Genomic DNA, 16600 nt, shown 5'->3' with positions numbered 1-16600 from the left:
TCAGTCTGCCATCGCCGGCAGTCGGTGCTCCGAGGAGGCGACGTCCGCCGTGGCCGGCGGATTCTTCAACCCCACCTGGACTGCCGTGACCTTGTATTCCGGACAGTTCGTCGCCCAGTCGGAGTTCTCCGTGGTGACCACGTTCGCGCCGGTCACCGGGTGGTGGAAGGTCGTGTAGACCACCCCGACCGGCATCCGGTCGGAGAAGACCGCCCGCAGCGAGGTGGCACCGACCCGGCTGGCCAGGGTGACCTCGTCACCGTCGTTGATGCCCCGGACCTCCGCGTCGTGCGGATGAATTTCGAGTACGTCCTCCGGGTGCCACGCCACGTTCCCGGTCCGCCGGGTCTGCGCCCCGACGTTGTACTGGCTGAGGATCCGGCCGGTGGTCAGGATCAGCGGGAACTTGCGGGTACTCCGCTCCCGGGTTGGCACGAACGGCGTCTGCACGAACCGGCCCTTGCCTCGGACGAAGCCGTCCATGTGCATGATCGGGGTGCCCTCGGGCGCGTTGTCGTTGCAGGGCCACTGCACACTGCCCAACTTGTCGAGCTTGTCGAACGACACCCCGGCGAAGGTCGGGGTGAGCGCCGCGATCTCGTCCATGATCTGGCTCGGCTGGTCGTACCGCATCGGGTAGCCCATCGCCTGGGCGATCTCGGCGACGATCTCCCACTCGTGCTTGCCGGTCTTCGGCGCCATCACCGGGCGTACCCGGTTGATCCGGCGCTCGGCGTTGGTGAACGTGCCGTCCTTCTCCAGGAAGGAGGTGCCGGGCAGGAAGACGTGCGCGAACTTCGCCGTCTCGTTGAGGAACAGGTCCTGCACCACGACCAGCTCCATCGCCGCCAGCGCGGCGTGTACGTGCTTGGTGTTCGGGTCGGACTGCGCGATGTCCTCACCCTGGACGAAGATCGCCCGGAAGGTGCCCTCGATCGCCGCGTCGAACATGTTCGGGATCCGCAGCCCGGGCTCGGGCAGCAGGGTGCTCCCCCACATGTTCTCGAAGACGCCGCGTACGACGTCGTCGGAGACGTGCCGGTAGCCGGGCAGCTCGTGCGGGAACGAGCCCATGTCGCAGGAGCCCTGCACGTTGTTCTGCCCGCGCAACGGGTTGACCCCGACACCGTCCCGGCCGATGTTGCCGGTCGCCATCGCCAGGTTGGCCATCCCCATCACCATGGTCGAGCCCTGGCTGTGCTCGGTGACGCCGAGACCGTAGTAGATCGCGCCGTTGCCGCCGGTGGCGTAGAGCCGGGCCGCCGCCCGCAGTTCCTCGGCGGGTACGCCGGTGAGTTCCTCGACCGCCTCCGGGCTGTTCTCCGGCCGGGCGATGAACTCGGCCCAGGCGTCGAAGTCCTCGCAGCGCTCGTCGACGAAGGACCGGTCGACCAGTCCCTCGGTCAGCACCACGTGCGCCATCGCGTTCACCACCGCCACGTTGGTGCCGGGGGCGAGTTGCAGGTGGTGGGCCGCCTCGATGTGCGGCGAGCGGACCAGGTCGATCCGGCGTGGGTCGACCACGATCAGCTTGGCGCCCTCGCGCAGCCGGCGCTTCATCCGGGAGGCGAAGACCGGGTGCCCGTCGGTGGGGTTCGCCCCGATCACCATGATCACGTCGGACTTCGCCACCGAGCGGAAGTCCTGGGTACCGGCGGAGGTGCCAAAGGTCTGCTTCAGGCCGTACCCGGTCGGCGAGTGGCAGACCCGGGCGCAGGTGTCCACGTTGTTGTTGCCGAACGCGGCTCGGATCATCTTCTGCACCACGTAGACCTCCTCGTTCGTGGTACGCGAGGAGGTGATGCCGCCGATCGCCCCGACCCCGTGCCGGGTCTGGATGTCCTTGAGCTTGCTGGCCGTGTAGGAGATCGCGGTCTCCCAGTCGACCGGGCGCCACTCGTCGGTGATGCTCTCCCGGACCATCGGGGTGAGCACCCGGTCCGGGTGGGTGGCGTAGCCGAACGCGAACCGGCCCTTGACGCAGGAGTGCCCCTCGTTGGCCCCGCCGTCCTTGTACGGCACCATCCGGACCAGCTCGGCACCGCGCAACTCGGCCTTGAAGGAGCAGCCGACGCCGCAGTACGCGCAGGTGGTGACGACGCTCCGGGTCGGCATGCCGAGCTGCACCACCGACTTCTCCTGCAACGTCGCCGTCGGGCACGCCTGCACGCAGGCGCCGCAGGAGACGCACTCGGAGGACATGAAGTCGGTGCCGCCGGCCGACACCTTGGAGCCGAAGCCGCGCCCCTCGATGGTCAGCGCGAACGTCCCCTGCACCTCACCACAGGCCCGGACACAGCGGGAGCAGGCGATGCACTTCGACGCCTCGAAGTCGAAGTACGGGTTGCTGGAGTCGGTCTTCTCGTCGAGGTGGTTCTCGCCGTCGTAGCCGTACCGGACCTGGCGCAGGCCGACCACACCGGACATGTCCTGCAATTCGCAGTCGCCGTTGGCCGAGCAGGTCAGGCAGTCCAGCGGGTGGTCGGAGATGTACAGCTCCATCACGCCCTGGCGGAGCTTCTCCAGCTTCGGTGACTGGGTGGTCACCTTCATGCCCTGGGTGACCGGGGTGGTGCAGGACGCCGGGGTGCCGCGCCGGCCGTCGATCTCCACCAGGCAGAGTCGGCAGGAGCCGAACGCCTCCAGGCTGTCGGTGGCGCAGAGTTTCGGGATGTCGATGCCGCTCAGCGCCGCCGCCCGCATCACCGAGGTGCCCTCGGGTACGGCGACGGGATGTCCGTCCACTTCGACGGTGACGGTCGCCGGGCCGGGCTTGGCCGGGGTGCCGAGGTCGGGTTCCTTCAGCAGACTCATGACGCCACTCCGCTGCGCTCCGTGCCGCCATGAGACACATCGGCACTGAACTGGCTGGTTCGCTCGCTACGCTCGCTCACGATGTCTTGGCCTCCTCGTATCGGCCGGTGGACGGCTTACCCCGCGCGGTGAAGTCGTCCGGGAAGTGCAGCAGTGCGCTGCGTACCGGCATCGGTGTCAGGCCGCCCATCGCGCACAGCGACCCCTCGGTCATCAGCTCGCACAGGTCACCCAGCAGGGCCAGGTTGCCGTCCGGGTCCTGGCCGGCAGTGATCTTGTCGATCACCTCGACGCCACGGACCGCGCCCACCCGGCACGGGGTGCACTTGCCGCAGGACTCCTCGGCGCAGAACTCCATCGCGAATCTCGCCATCGCCGCCATGTCGACGGTGTCGTCGAAGACCACGATGCCACCGTGGCCGAGCATCGCGCCAGCCGAGGCGAAGGCTTCGTACTCCATCGGCAGATCGAGGCCGTTCGCCGGCAGGTACGCCCCGAGCGGCCCGCCGACCTGGACGGCGCGGACCGGGCGGCCGGTGCGGGTGCCGCCGCCGTAGGTGTGGATCAGCTCGCCGAGCGTCATCCCGAACGCGGTCTCGAAGATGCCGCCCCGGGCGACGTTGCCGGCCAGTTGGAACACCTGGGTGCCCCGGGACCGCTCCATCCCGAGCGCCTGGTACGCCGCCGCCCCGTCGGCCAGGATGGTCGGCACCGAGGCGAGGGTCAGCACGTTGTTCACCACGGTCGGCTTGTTGAACAGGCCGGTGATCGCCGGGATCGGCGGCTTGGCCCGGACCATGCCGCGCTTGCCCTCCAGGCTCTCCAGCATCGCGGTCTCCTCGCCGCAGATGTAGGCGCCCGCGCCGACCCGGACGAACAGGTCGAAGCGCAGGCCGGAGCCGAGGATGTCGCCGCCGAGCCAGCCCTGCTCGCGGGCCACCGCGATGGCCTGGCGCATCGTCCGGACCGCGTCCGGATATTCGGAGCGGATGTAGACGTAGCCCTCGGTGGCGCCGACGGCGTACGCGGCGATGGTCATGCCCTCGATGAGGGTGAACGGGTCGCCCTCCATCAGCATCCGGTCGGCGAAGGTGCCGCTGTCGCCCTCGTCGGCGTTGCAGCAGACGAACTTCAGCTCGCCGGGGGTGTCCAGCACGGTCTTCCACTTGATGCCGGCCGGGAAACCGGCGCCGCCCCGGCCGCGCAGCCCGGACTCGGTGACCTGGGCGACCACCTCGGCGGGGGTCAGCTCCAGGGCCCGGCGCAGCCCGGTCAACCCGCCGTGCGCGACGTAGTCCTCCGCGGAGAGCGGGTCGGTGATCCCGACCCGGGCGAAGCAGAGCCGGGTCTGGTCGCGCAGCCAGGGCAGTTCCGCCACCACGCCCTGGCACAGTTCGTGGTCGGCGCCGTCGAGCAGCCCGGCGGCGACGAGGTCGCCGACCTCCTCCGGCGCGACCGGCCCGTACCCGATCCGGCCGCGCTCGGTGACCACCTCGACGAGCGGTTCCAGCCAGAGCATGCCGTGCGAGCCGTTCCGGACCACCCGGACCGACCGGCCCGCCTCGGCCGCCGCCCGCTCGATCTCGGCGGCGACCAGGTCCGCGCCGACCGAGAGCGCGGCCGAGTCCCGGGGTACGTAGACCGTCACCGGCGTCGTCATGCGTCCACCGCCTTCGTCACCAGGGCGTCCAACCGGGCGGGGGTGAGCCGCCCGTGCACCCGCTCGTCGATCTGACCGGCCGGGCCGAGTGCGCAGTTGCCCAGGCAGAACACCTGCTCCAGGGTCACCGAACCGTCCGGTGTGGTCTGCCCGACCTTGACCCCCAGGGTCCGCTCGGCGTACGCGACGAGCTGTTCGGCGCCGACCGACTGGCAGGCTTCGGCCCGGCAGAGCTTGACCACCGTCCGGCCGGCCGGTTCGGCCCGGAAGTCGGTGTAGAAGGTGACCACGCCGTGCACGTCGGCACGGGAGATGTTCAGCTCGGTCGCCAGCACCGGCACGACGTCGGAGTCGACGTAACCGAACTCGGCCTGGATCCGGTGCAGGATGGGCAAGAGCGCACCCCGGTCACCACGGTGCGCGGCGACCAGCGCCCGCACCCGATCCGTCACCGAGGGATCCGGACTGGCCACGGCGATCCCACCTCCACTCGACGCCGACTGGACCTCCACCATACGTCGCTCTGGATACCGTATGCAATATCGCCGGGCCGAGCCGAGCGCTGGCCGGCAGCGACGGGGTACTGCCTCCGGTGATCGCCGACGAGCAGGGCGTCAGATGATCAATTTCCAGTATCGCCTGCGGAAAGGCGTTCCGACAGGGGGGCGTTCCGACAAGGGGCGTTCCACCAGGGACGGTGGTCCCGGCGTACCGGATCGGGCCAGAATTCCGACGGCGGCGACACAGCAGGCACCGCCGACGGCGGCCAGCACCGGCGGGTAACCTCCGGCGATCTGGAGCAGCCCCGCCGCGCCGAGCGGCGCCACCGCCCTGACCAGGGTGACCGGGGTGGCGAGCAGCCCGGCGACGCTGCCGAAGGCGGCCGTGCCGTACCGGTCGGCGAGCAGCGCCGGGGCGGCGAGACCGGCCACGCCGAACCCGAGCCCGAAGGCGGTCACCGCGAGACCGGCACCGACCCGACCGGCGGCGACCAGCGGCAGGCAGAATGCGGCGACGGCCTGGATCCCGAAGATCGTCGCCACCAGCGTGGTCAGCCGGACACCCCGCTGGGCGGCGGCCAGCAGCAGCCGCCCGGTCACCGACATCACCCCGAGCAGGCCGGCGACGGTCGCGGCGAAGGTGGCCGGATGGCCCCGGTGGACGAGAAACCCGACCAGGTGCACGGTCATCGTGCTCATCGCCCCGCTGTGCGCGACGAAGGCGACCGCGAGGCACCAGAACCGGCCGTCCCGCAGCGCCGCCCGGACCACCGCCGCCCGGACCGCCGGGTCGTCGCGCGGCGCGCTCGCCGCCGAACGGGGAGGCCGCCGCAGCACGATCGCGTGCAGCGGTACGGCCACCAGCCCGTAGCCGCAGGCGAGCACGAGCAGCGCGGTCCGCCAGTCGTACCGGGCGACCAACTGGCCGGTCAGCGGCAGGAAGACGGTGCTGGCGAAGCCACCCACGACGACCATGCCGAGCAGTGCCCGGGACCGGCGGGCCGGCTCGAACCAGGAGACGAGCACGGCGGTGGCCGCCTCGTAGAGCACCATCGCCATGGCCAGTCCGAGACCGGTCAGCACCAGGTAGAGCTGGACGACGGTGCGTACCTGGGACCAGGCCACGAGCAGGCCGGTGGCCAGTACCGAGCCGGTGGTCATCAGCGCCCGGCCACCGTGCCGGTCCAGCCACCGGCCCACCGGCACCGCCAGCCCCGCCCAGGCGAGCAGCGCGGTGGTGAGGGCACCGGTCAGCACGGCAGTGGAGGCGTCCAACGACGCGGCCATCGGCTGGAGCAGGACGGCGAAGGCGTAGTAGAGAATGCCGTACCCGAACATCTGGGTGACCGCCAGCGCCGCGACGATCCGCCAGCCGGGGAACCGGTACCAGCGACCGCCGGACGGCACGGCCGCGGTCATAGGGCCCGGATTCAGCCCGTGAAGTGCGGGTTGCCGGCGGTCAGCCGGAGCGTGAAGGCGTCCGGAGCCCGGTGCAGCGCCACGTGGTTGCAGGACTGGTAGGTGATCCACAGTCCCAGACCGCCGGCACCACCGTCGGCCGCCGGCAGCAGCCCCGCGAACGGATCCGCCGGTCCGCCGCCGCCGTCGGCGACCTCGACGACGATCCGGTCGGCGCCGACCCAGAGCCGGAACCGGACCGGCGGGCGGCCGTGCCGCAGCGCGTTGGTCACCGCCTCGCTCACCGCGACGACCAGGTCCTCGACGTCGTCGGCGGGCAGCCGGCCGTCGGCGACCCCGTCGACCGCCTGCCGGGCCCGGGTCGGCGACGGGTCCACGAGTTCGACGACCGGCGCCGCGCGCTGGAGCGGATCGGGCAGCGGCGCACGGTCCTCGCTCAGGTACGCCTTCGGCTCGGTGTACGCCTCGCTCGGCCGCCGGCCGTCCGCCGTGACCACCCGTGGATGGGTCCGGAGGACGTCGTCGAGCACCGGCGCCGGAGTGATCCGGGTGTCGTACGCGCACATGCTCCAGAGCGGGAAGGTGTCGTACGCGTGGTTGATCGCGGATTCGTAGCGGGCCCACCAGTCCCAGGTCGGGCCGAGGGCGGCCCGGGGCACCTCGCCGATGATCCGGATCTGGGTCGCCCCGTCGGCGACGTACCCGGCCAGCATCCGCTGGTACGACCGGATCGCCACGGCCGGGCGGGCGTACAGGTCGCCGCCGGGCAGGAACGTGACGCCGGAGTCGGCAGGCAGCGCGGCCCGGACCAGCCCGCCGGTGCGCTCGCCGAGGGAGACCACCGTCGGCTCCCCCGCCTCGACCCCGCCGAGCAGGAACGGCACCACGACGGCGAGGAGTTCGTCGTCGGAGTGGTACGGGACGGCCTCGTGGTAGTAGCCCTCGTGTCCGGCGGCGGCACCCGTCCTCATCGCGCCGCCTCGACCCGGACGCCGGACAGGCCCAGCAGCTCGACGAGGCGGGCGGCGGCGGTCCGTGGGGTCCGCAGCACGGCGGTGGCGTCCCGACCTCCGGCGTAGTCGCGCAGCCGGGTCAGGCAGTGGTGGTCGATGAACCGGAGATCGCCGGCCCGCATCACCAGCTCGCCGTCGACCGGGCACAGGTCGGCGCGCTCCAGCGCGGTGGCGAACAGCTCGTGGTTGAAGGTGTCCAGCTCCCCCGCCAGTGCCGCCGCGCCGTCGCCGGGCGGGCAGGCGTAGAGCCGGAACAGCACCCCGTCGACGTTGCTCTCCGGGTGCAGGCAGGCCAGCTCCGCGACGGTCCGCTCGCCGAGCGCCGTCCGCTGGTAGCCGCACATCGCCGAGAGCGGCCGGACCCGCATGTACCGGTCGATCGAGTGCTCGTAGCGGGCGAACGCCGCGAGCTGGTCCGGAGTACGCACCAGGGACGTCACGTCGGCGACCACCCGCAGCCCGGTGTAGCCGTCGGCCAGCGCCTCCTCGGTCGCAGCCGCGTACCTGCGGACCTGGGCCGTCGGGTCGACGCTGTCGCCCGGATAGGTCGAGTCGAGCGATACGACCTGCGCGGCGCCCCGCCGCAGCGCGTCGGAGAACTCGGCGAGGCCGCGCAGCCGCTCGGTGACCCGCTCGGGCTGCTCCGCCGTCACATACCTGACCCGCTCGCCGGCGGCCAGCCCTTCGGCGAGGAACTGCCGGGCGCGGCGGTCGAACGCCGCCGGGTCGTCGTAGGACCAGCAGACATGACCGTACGACGCCGCCGTATCAAGATCACTGATCATGCTGGACGTCCCACATCCGAAGAGTCTAGGCCGCCGCGCCACGACCGTCATCCGCCAGGTGACCGGCCGCCGCCGCCCTTCCGCTGGTACGGCCGGCACGGCGGCCCACCGGGTTTGAAGACACCCCACCCGGGTAGCCGCCTGTCTGCCAGCACCGTCACCGGTCGGAAGGGGCGTGCGATGAGCGGTCCGGGACAGGCCGTGGGAAGTCAGCCGTGGCTGCACCAGCAGGACGGACGAGTTCAGGAGTTCGGCACCGTCCGGCAGTTTCCGCTCGGGCTCTCGTCGAACGCCCGGATGTACTCCTGCGAACGGCTCAACCGGGTACTCGCCGACACCCAGATCCTGTACGCCCTCTACAAGAAGCACCACTGGCTGATGCGCGGGCCCACCTTCTACCAGCTCCACCTGCTGCTGGACAAGCACGCCGGCGAGCAGTTGGCACTGGTCGACATGATCGCCGAACGGGTGCAGACGCTCGGCGGGGTGGCGGTCGGCGATCCCCGGCACGTCGCCGAGATCACCCGCATCCCCCGCCCGCCGGACGGCGCCGAGCAGGTGCCGGTGATGCTGTCCCGGCTGCTGGAGGCGCACGAGACGATCCTGATCGACGTACGCGACGCCGCCGGGCGGGTGGCCGAGGCGGGCGACGACGGCAGCAACGACCTGCTGGTGTCGAACGTGCTGCGCACCGGCGAACTCCAGGCGTGGTTCCTCGCCGAGCACCTGGTCGAGATGCCGCTGGCCCGGAGCTGACCAGCGACACCAGCGTCGATGAGTGGTCAGCTCCGGTAGACCTCCAGCTCGGAGAGTTGGCCGGCGGGCCAGCCGGTGTTGGCGGTGAAGTCGAGCCGGACGTACCGGGTCGGGGTGGCCGAGAACGTCACGGTGACCGTGTTGCCGCCGGTCGGGTTGAACGACCGCCCGGCCGCCGCCGAGAGGGTGCCGAACGAGACACCGTCGGTGCTGCCGCGTACCGCCACGGTCTGGGTACGGGCACCCCAGGCGGGCGACGGCGGCAGCTTCAGCACCACCCGCCCGACCGGTACGGCAGCGCCGAGGTCGACCTGCACCCACTGCGGGAAACTGTTGTTCGGGCTCTCCCAGTAGCTGTCCGGGTTGCCGTCGACGACGTTGCCCGAGCCGTAGTTCTGCACGTGCCCGCTCTCGGCGGTCGGCCGGCCGCGCGCCAGGTCGGTGGTCGGGGCCGGGTCGGTGGTCACGGTCACCGCGTTCGACGGCGCGGAGAGGTTGCCGGCGGTGTCCCGGGCGACGACCGTGAAGGTGTAGCTGGTCGCCGGGCTGAGCCCGGTCGCCTGGTACGACGTGCCGGTGGGCGAGCCGAGCACCGTCGTACCCTGTCGGACCTGGTAGCCGGTCACCCCGGCGTCGTCGGTCGACGCCGTCCAGGACAGCGAGACACTCCCGGCGGTCTTCCCGGTCACCGTCAGGCTGCCGGGTGCGGTGGGCGGGGTGTCGGTGCCACCGGTGCCGGCGTACACCTCGACCTGGGATAGCTGTGCCGCCGGCCAGCCGGTGTTGCCGGTGACGGTGATCCGGACGTACCTGGCCGGGGTCGGCGACAGGTCGAGGGTGACGGTGTTCCCGGCCGCCGGACTGAACTGGTGGCCGGCCGACGCCCGCAGCGTGCCGAAGGTGGACCCGTTGGTGCTGCCCTGCACGGACAGTGTCTGGGTCCGGGCGCCCCAGCCGGCCGGCAGCCGCAGCACGACCCGGCGTACGTCGTGGCTGGCGCCGAGGTCGACCTGGAACCACTGCGGGAACGCGTTGTTGGCGCTCTCCCAGTAGCTGTTCGGGTCGGCGTCGACCGCGTTGCCGGCGCCGAACCCGGCGTTCTGGCTGCTCGCCGACGTCGGCCTGCCGGCGGCCAGGTTGCCGCCCGGCTCGGGGTCGGGCCCGCCGGTGGTCGGCGGGGTCGGGCGGACCGGGGTCAGCGCGAGTTGCCCCTTGAGCATCCGGCCGCCGTCGGCGGTGATCCGCAGGTAGTAGTCGGACGAGCAGAACGTGCCGTCCTCGTCCAGCGCCCGGATGCCGGCCCCGGCCGGGGTGGTCGCCTGGGTCTCGCTGGTCTTGGCGATCTGGTTGCCCTCGTTGAACTCGTCGAACATCGAGACGTAGAGGCCCTGTGCGCCCAGCCGGATCATGTTGTAGAGGTGCCGCCAGTAGAAGTCGCCGTGCCGGCGGGCCCCGGACGACAGGTCGCCCGGCATCACGCACGGCTGGTAGTCGATGCCCCGGGCGTTGCAGTCGGCCTGGTCGGGCTGGTTGACGTTGGTGTAAAACCAGTCCAGCCCGTCGAGGGTGCCGGTGCGGCCGACCATCCACGGCGAGATCATGTTGAACGCGTGGTAGACGTCGAGGAAGCCGGGCCGGAAGTCGTTGATCCCCTGCCGCCAGTACGTCGGCACCCCGCCGATGACGTAGCAGCCCTGTGCCTTGAACCAGTTGACCACGTCGAGGCAGGGCGCCGGCGGGAACGGTCGGCCGTCGTCGTTGAAGCCGAAGCCCCAGATGCAGACGACCGGCTTGCCGTTCTGCCGCGCGTACGCCGGGGAGGCGGTGTGCGCCGACATCTTCGTCGACCAGTCCGTCTTGATCTCCGACTGGAAGTTCGTCCAGCTCGTGACGTCGTACATGATGTAGTACTTGCGGCCGAACCGCTCGGCGGCGTCGCGGACCTTGGCCGCCATCGCGTCCCGGGTCGGTCCCTCGTCGCCCATCGGGTTGAAGCGTTGCAGCGCGGCGGTGTCGCAGTTGTAGTCCCGCATCCACCTGAAGTGCGTGTCCACGGTCTGCTGGTCGTACGAGGAGAACAGTTCCGCCCGGGCGCCGTTGCCGAGGTTCGGGTACGCCGTGGGATAGCCCCGGCTCAGCTCGCGCATGTCCGGCCAGGAGACGATCGTGGTGTTGCTCGGCGACGGCGGCTGGAACCGGTCACGGCTCCAGTGCCACCAGCCACCGATCGGCGCGCCGTCGCCGGGGCAGGCGAACCAGCCCTGGTAGCCGATGGAGATCTTGCCGACCACGTCGCCGGGCGGACTGGCCGCGCGGGCCGGGCCGGTCATCGCGGCGAGCAGTTCGGTGGTGGAGACCGCGGCCAGGGCTGAGCCGGCCGCTGCGGACATCAGTAACCGTCGGCGTGGAACCGCCATGGCTGCCGCTCCTCGGGGGGAAGGGATGCGGATCGATGCCTTAGCCTGCCAGCACTCGACACATTCTCGCAATACTTCGACACATCCCTGAAAGATTTGAGTCGAGCGACAGGAAGAAGCGAACCCTCGCCGATCGTGGTCCAGGTTGCCCCGATCTGGACCGAAGACTGGGCCGGCGAACGCCGACAGCCGCTCAGCGCCGGCTCCGGCCGCCGGTTCCGCTCAGCGCCGGTCCGCCCGCCGGTTCCGCCGGGGTTCCAGCCGGGCCCGGGCCCGGGCCACCTTGATCGCCCGGGTCAGCGTCTCGATGTCGTACGCGCCGTAGTGCCGGCGGTCGTTGATGAAGAAGGTCGGGGTGCCGGAGACCCCGCTGACGTCGGCCGACTCGACGTCGTGCGCGACGCGGGCGGCGTGGTCGTGCGTCGCCAGATCCTCCTGGAACTGCTCCTGGTCGAGGCCGAGTTCGCCGGCGTACCCGACCAGGTCCTCGGTGCGCAGCCCGTCCTGGTGGTCGAGCAGCAGGTCGTGCATCTCCCAGAAGGCACCCTGGGCGGCTGCCGCCTCGGCCGCCTCCGCCGCGAGCTGCGCCTGCGGATGGACGTCGGTGAGCGGCAGGTGCCGCCAGACGTAACGCAGGTCGGCATCGGTGAGCAGTTCCCGCACCACGGGCTCGGCCTGCCCGCAGTACGGGCACTGGAAGTCGCCGTACTCGACCACTGTCACCGAGGCGTCGGCCGGGCCACGGACGTGGTCCCGGCGATGGTCCACCGGCGGGACGAGGTCGACGAGCTGGTCGGCGTCGCCCAGCAGCGCTCGGGTCCGCTGCGGCTTCGGCAGCGCCTGGGTGATCCGGAAGACGGTCCAGGTGAGCAGGGAGGCGACCAGCCCGGCGGCCAGTACCCCGACCTTCGCCTCGGCGAGCTGGTCGCCCTGGAAGGCGAGGGTGGCGATCAGCAGCGACAGGGTGAACCCGATGCCGGAGATGGTGCCGCTCGCCAGTACACCCGCCCAGCCGACCGAGGGGCGGATCCGCCCGCCGCTGGCCCGCTCCACCAGCCACGAGACGCCGAGCACCGCGACCGGCTTGCCGACGACGTAGCCGAGCAGGATGCCGAGGGTCACCGGGGTGGTGAACGCCCTGGCCAGGAACGCGGCGTCGAGGGCGATACCGGCGTTGGCCAGGCCGAACAGCGGGACGATCAGATAACTCGACCAGGGGTGGTACATCCGCTGGAGCCGGTCGTTCGGCGACAGGCTCCGGGACAGCCCGAGGGTGGCGCTGCGGGCCAGCTCGGCGGTGGGCTGCTCCCGGAACAGCTTGAACAGTCCACTGGCGGTCTCCAGGGCGCCCCGGGCCGGCGAGTACGCGGTCGCGGTGAGCCCGATGGCGAGCCCGGCCACCACCGGTTCCACGCCGCTGGCCAGCAGCGCGGCCCAGAGGGCGACACAGAACGGGAGGTAGACCAGGCCGCGCCGCACCCCCAGCGCGCGCAGCCCGAGCAGTACCGCGAAGAGTCCGATCGCCACCAGCAGCGGCACCGTGTCGACGTGCTCGGTGTAGACGACCGCGATCACCACCAGCGCCACTAGGTCGTCCACCACGAAGACGGTGAGCAGGAAGATCCGCACCTGGTCGGGTACGTTCCGGCCGAGCAGGGTGATCAGGCCGAGCGCGAGCGCGGTGTCGGTCGACATCGCCACACCCCAGCCGTGCGCGCCGGAGCCGCCACGGTTCACCAGCAGGTAGATGGCGACCGGAACCGCCATGCCGAACACGCCCGCCGCCAGCGGCAGCGCGAACCGGCGCCGGTCCCGCAGGTCACCGAGATCGAACTCCCGACGCGCCTCCAAGCCCACCACCAGGAAGAACAGCGTCATCAGGCCGCTGTTCACCCAGGTACGCAGGTCGTACGCGACACCGACGTCGTCGATCCGGATGGACAGCTCGGTGCCCCACACCGCCTCGTACGAGTGCTCCGAGACGTTCGCCCAGACCAGTGCCGCGACGATGGCCAGCACCAGCACCCCGGCGCTGCCCGACTCGGTACGCGCGAAGCGGCGCAACGGCGCCGCGATGTCCTGCGCCCAGGCCGTCCGGCCGGATAACCGGGACGAAGACGGCTCGGTCACCGGTATCCCCCGTCCGGTTGGCTACCTCCACCCCGGGCATGAACCCGACATACCAGGTGTCGGCCGACGAACCCGCCGTCGTCCGGCGACGGATCGTCGCGGAGGTGCCGGGTTGTCGCAGTGTGATCCCCGGCTCCAGCCCGAAGGTCGCGCCGGAGTCGACCTTCCGAGATTTACCACGTCCCACCTGGTCGACTGGGCCGGTCGAGCAAACCTCGCCGGGGAATCCGCACCCCGGGCCGGGCGTTGACATGCTCGGACGACGGCGGAAGAGCCGCCGCCGCGAGGCCGAGAGGAGCCAGTCATGAAGGTCCGCACCTCGCTCCGGGCCCTGAAGCAGAAGCCGGGCTCGGTGGTCGTACGCCGGCACGGCCGGGTACTGGTGGTCAACCGCGCCAACCCGCAGTGGAAGAGCCGCCAGGGCTGACCCGTACGCACGTCCCGCCGGGGGCCGGGCCCCCGACGGGAGGTCACCCCCGGCCAGTGACCTAGATAGATATATTGTCACCGTTCCACCACACTGCGCGTCGATGTCCGCGAGGCATGGAGGACGGGTGACCGACTGGTCGGGCGAGCGACCACCGGAACTGCCGGCACAGGCCGTGACCCGGGTGGAGAGCGTCGCCGAACTGGCCGCACTGCTCCGCCAGCTCCGCCGCCGGGAGGCCCGGCTGGAGGGGGCCAGCCCGCTCACCTACCGCGAACTGGCGGCCAAGACCGGCTGGTCCCGGGGAATCCTCGGCGAGTACTTCGCCGGCCGGGTGTTGCCGCCGACCGACCGGTTCGACATCCTGATCCGGCTGCTCGGCGCCACGCCGACGGAGCAGGGCGCGCTGGCCACCGCCCGGGACCGGGTCGAGGAACTACGCCGCGCCACGGCCACGGCCGGCCCCGCCGCCCCCACGGTGCCCTCGCCGCGCCAGCTTCCACCGACCGTGCCCAACTTCGCCGGCCGGACCGCCCAGCTCGCCGAACTCGACCGGCTGCTGGAGACCGACCCGGCGGCAGCACCGGTGGCCCTGATCACCGCCGTCTCCGGCACGGCCGGGGTCGGCAAGACCGCGCTGGCACTGCACTGGGCGCACCGGGCCGCCGACCGGTTCGCCGACGGGCAGCTCTACCTCAACCTGCGTGGCTTCGACCCGACCGGACCACCGGCGGCGCCGGCCGAGGCGATCCGTACGCTGCTCGACGCGCTCGGCGTACCGCCACAGCGGATTCCGGCGACCCTGGACGCCCAGGCGGCGCTCTATCGTGGGCTGCTCGCCGACCGGCAGGTGCTGGTGGTGCTCGACAACGCCCGCGACGCCGACCAGGTACGCCCGCTGCTGCCCGGCGGCCCGGCCTGTCGGGTACTCGTGACCAGCCGCAACCAGCTCGCCGGACTGGTCAGCACCGGAGGCGCCCGGCCGATCCCGCTGGACCTGCTCACCGGTACCGAGGCCCGACAGTTGCTGGCCGCCCGGATCGGTGCCGCCCGGATGACCGCCGAGCCACGGGCGGTCGACGACATCGTCGCCGCGTGCAGCCGACTGCCGCTGGGCCTGGCCATCGTGGCGGCCCGGGCCGCCCTGCACCCCGAGTTCCCACTCGCCGCACTCGCCGACGAACTACGTGACGCGCGGGGCGGGCTGGCGGCGTTCACCGGTGCTGATCCGGCCTCCGACGTGCGCGCGGTCTTCTCCTGGTCGTACCGGGCGCTCAGTTCCGGCGCGGCCAGGCTGTTCCGGCTGCTCGCCCTGCATCCGGGGGCCGGCGTCGGCGGGCCGGCGGTGGCCAGCCTCGCCGGACTGCCACCGCCCGAGGTCCGGCCGCTGCTCACCGAGCTGACCGCCGCCAACCTGCTCGCCGAGCACGGCCCCGGCCGGTACGCCTGCCACGACCTGCTGACCGCGTACGCCGCCGAGCTGAGCACGGCGGTGGACCCGGAACCCGACCGGCGGGCCGCGAGCCGACGGACACTCGACCACTACCTGCACACGGCGCACGCCGCAGATCGCCGGCTCGACCCGCACCGCGACCCGATCCCGCTGCTGGCGGCCTCGCCGGGGGTCACCCCCGGACAGGTTCCCGACCACGGCGCCGCGCTGGCGTGGTTCGACGTCGAACTGCCGGCACTGCTGGCGACCGCGACGGAGGCCGCCGACGCCGGACTCGACCGGCACCTGTGCCGACTGACCCGCACCATGGCGCACGCCCTGGAACGCCGTGGGCACTGGCAGCGGTGGGCGGCCGTACAGGAACTCGCCGTCGCGGCGGCCCAGCGGCTCGCCGATCCGGCCGAGGAGGCGCACGCCCGGCGGAGTCTCGGCCGGGCCCAGACCCACCTCGGGCGCACGGACGCCGCCCTCGCCCACCTCGACGCGGCACGCCGGCTCTACCAACTCGCCGCCGACCGGCTCGGCCAGGGCCGGATCCAGTTCGACCTGAGCTGGATCGCGGTCCGGCAGAACCGCTACCCGGACGCGCTGCGGCACAGCCGCGAGGCACTCGACCTGTTCACCGCCGCCGGCAGCCGCTCCGGCCAGGGCCGGGCGCTGAACAACATCGGCTGGTGCGTGAGCTGGCTCGGGCAGCACGAGGAGGGCATCGAGTACTGCCGACGGGCCCTCGACGTGCTGCTGGACCTCGACGACCGGTTCGGCGCGGCCGACGCCTGGGACAGCCTCGGGCACGCCCAGCACAAGCTCGGCCGGTACCGGGAGGCAGCCGAGTCGTACCAGCACTCGTACGCGCTGTGGCGGGAACTCGGCCACCGGTACCAGGAGGCGGACCTGCTGGCCCGGCTCGGCGACACCCAGTCGGCGGTCGGCGACCTGGAGGCCGCCTCGGACACCTGGCACCGGGCGCTCGACATCCTGGACGACCTCGACCACCCGGACGCCGAGCAGGTGAAGGCACGGCTGGACCGGGTCGGCCGGACACCGAGCCGCTGACCCGCATCCACATCCGCACGGGGAGACCTGAATTCAGACCCGGACCTGGACCCGGGAGCGGACACAGTCCTGGACTCCGACTCCGACTCCGACTCCGACTCCGACTGCCGGCCGGCCGGCGGGACGGTGCTGCCCCGAACCTGGACCGGGTTGGACACCGTTGGACACGC

The 16600-nt window shown here is 71.8% G+C and carries 11 protein-coding genes; 3 read left to right on the top strand and 8 right to left on the bottom strand.

Going from position 1 to position 16600, the window contains the following annotated elements; translation table 11 throughout:
* The 6 genes from fdhF to Pen02_RS16365 form a co-directional block, all read right to left on the bottom strand.
* Positions 1–2814, bottom strand: a complete 2814-nt coding sequence (gene fdhF, locus Pen02_RS16390) for a formate dehydrogenase subunit alpha (protein ID WP_203866918.1) — start codon at positions 2812–2814, stop codon at positions 1–3.
* Positions 2815–2890: 76 nt separating this feature from the next.
* Positions 2891–4474: a formate dehydrogenase beta subunit gene (locus Pen02_RS16385; protein WP_203866917.1), complete on the bottom strand. Its 1584-nt coding sequence runs from the start codon at positions 4472–4474 to the stop codon at positions 2891–2893.
* Positions 4471–4926: a formate dehydrogenase subunit gamma gene (locus Pen02_RS16380; RefSeq protein WP_203866916.1), complete on the bottom strand. Its 456-nt coding sequence runs from the start codon at positions 4924–4926 to the stop codon at positions 4471–4473. Before Pen02_RS16380 ends, Pen02_RS16385 begins: the two co-directional genes overlap by 4 nt.
* A 162-nt stretch (positions 4927–5088) precedes the next feature.
* Positions 5089–6393: an MFS transporter gene (locus Pen02_RS16375; RefSeq protein WP_203866915.1), complete on the bottom strand. Its 1305-nt coding sequence runs from the start codon at positions 6391–6393 to the stop codon at positions 5089–5091.
* A gap of 11 nt (positions 6394–6404) precedes the next feature.
* Positions 6405–7364 (bottom strand): anti-sigma factor RsbA family regulatory protein, encoded by a 960-nt coding sequence (locus Pen02_RS16370; protein WP_203866914.1) that lies wholly within the window; start codon positions 7362–7364, stop codon positions 6405–6407.
* Positions 7361–8191 (bottom strand): MEDS domain-containing protein, encoded by an 831-nt coding sequence (locus Pen02_RS16365; RefSeq protein ID WP_203866913.1) that lies wholly within the window; start codon positions 8189–8191, stop codon positions 7361–7363. Before Pen02_RS16365 ends, Pen02_RS16370 begins: the two co-directional genes overlap by 4 nt.
* Before the next feature lie 180 nt (positions 8192–8371).
* On the opposite strand from Pen02_RS16365, the gene Pen02_RS16360 reads away from it, so the two are divergent.
* Complete coding sequence (locus tag Pen02_RS16360) at positions 8372–8947, top strand: Dps family protein (RefSeq protein WP_203866912.1); 576 nt, start codon at positions 8372–8374, stop codon at positions 8945–8947.
* Positions 8948–8973: 26 nt separating this feature from the next.
* Here Pen02_RS16360 and Pen02_RS16355 read toward each other — a convergent pair whose 3' ends face one another.
* Together Pen02_RS16355 and nhaA are read right to left on the bottom strand one after the other, a co-directional pair.
* Complete coding sequence (locus Pen02_RS16355) at positions 8974–11364, bottom strand: discoidin domain-containing protein (protein WP_203866911.1); 2391 nt, start codon at positions 11362–11364, stop codon at positions 8974–8976.
* Positions 11365–11586: 222 nt separating this feature from the next.
* Complete coding sequence (gene nhaA / locus Pen02_RS16350; RefSeq protein ID WP_203866910.1) at positions 11587–13494, bottom strand: Na+/H+ antiporter NhaA; 1908 nt, start codon at positions 13492–13494, stop codon at positions 11587–11589.
* Positions 13495–13798: 304 nt separating this feature from the next.
* On the opposite strand from nhaA, the gene Pen02_RS16345 reads away from it, so the two are divergent.
* Together Pen02_RS16345 and Pen02_RS16340 are read left to right on the top strand one after the other, a co-directional pair.
* On the top strand, positions 13799–13921 hold the full coding sequence (locus tag Pen02_RS16345; RefSeq protein ID WP_074317072.1) for a ribosomal protein bL36: 123 nt from the start codon (positions 13799–13801) through the stop codon (positions 13919–13921).
* A 127-nt stretch (positions 13922–14048) separates the two neighbouring features.
* Positions 14049–16430, top strand: a complete 2382-nt coding sequence (locus Pen02_RS16340; RefSeq protein WP_203866909.1) for an ATP-binding protein — start codon at positions 14049–14051, stop codon at positions 16428–16430.
* Positions 16431–16600: the final 170 nt, after the last annotated feature.

Source organism: Plantactinospora endophytica, from assembly GCF_016862915.1.
Lineage (GTDB): Bacteria > Actinomycetota > Actinomycetes > Mycobacteriales > Micromonosporaceae > Plantactinospora > Plantactinospora endophytica.
The sequence above is the reverse complement of the archived record's forward strand: the minus strand, read 5'-3'. Positions and strand labels throughout refer to the sequence as shown.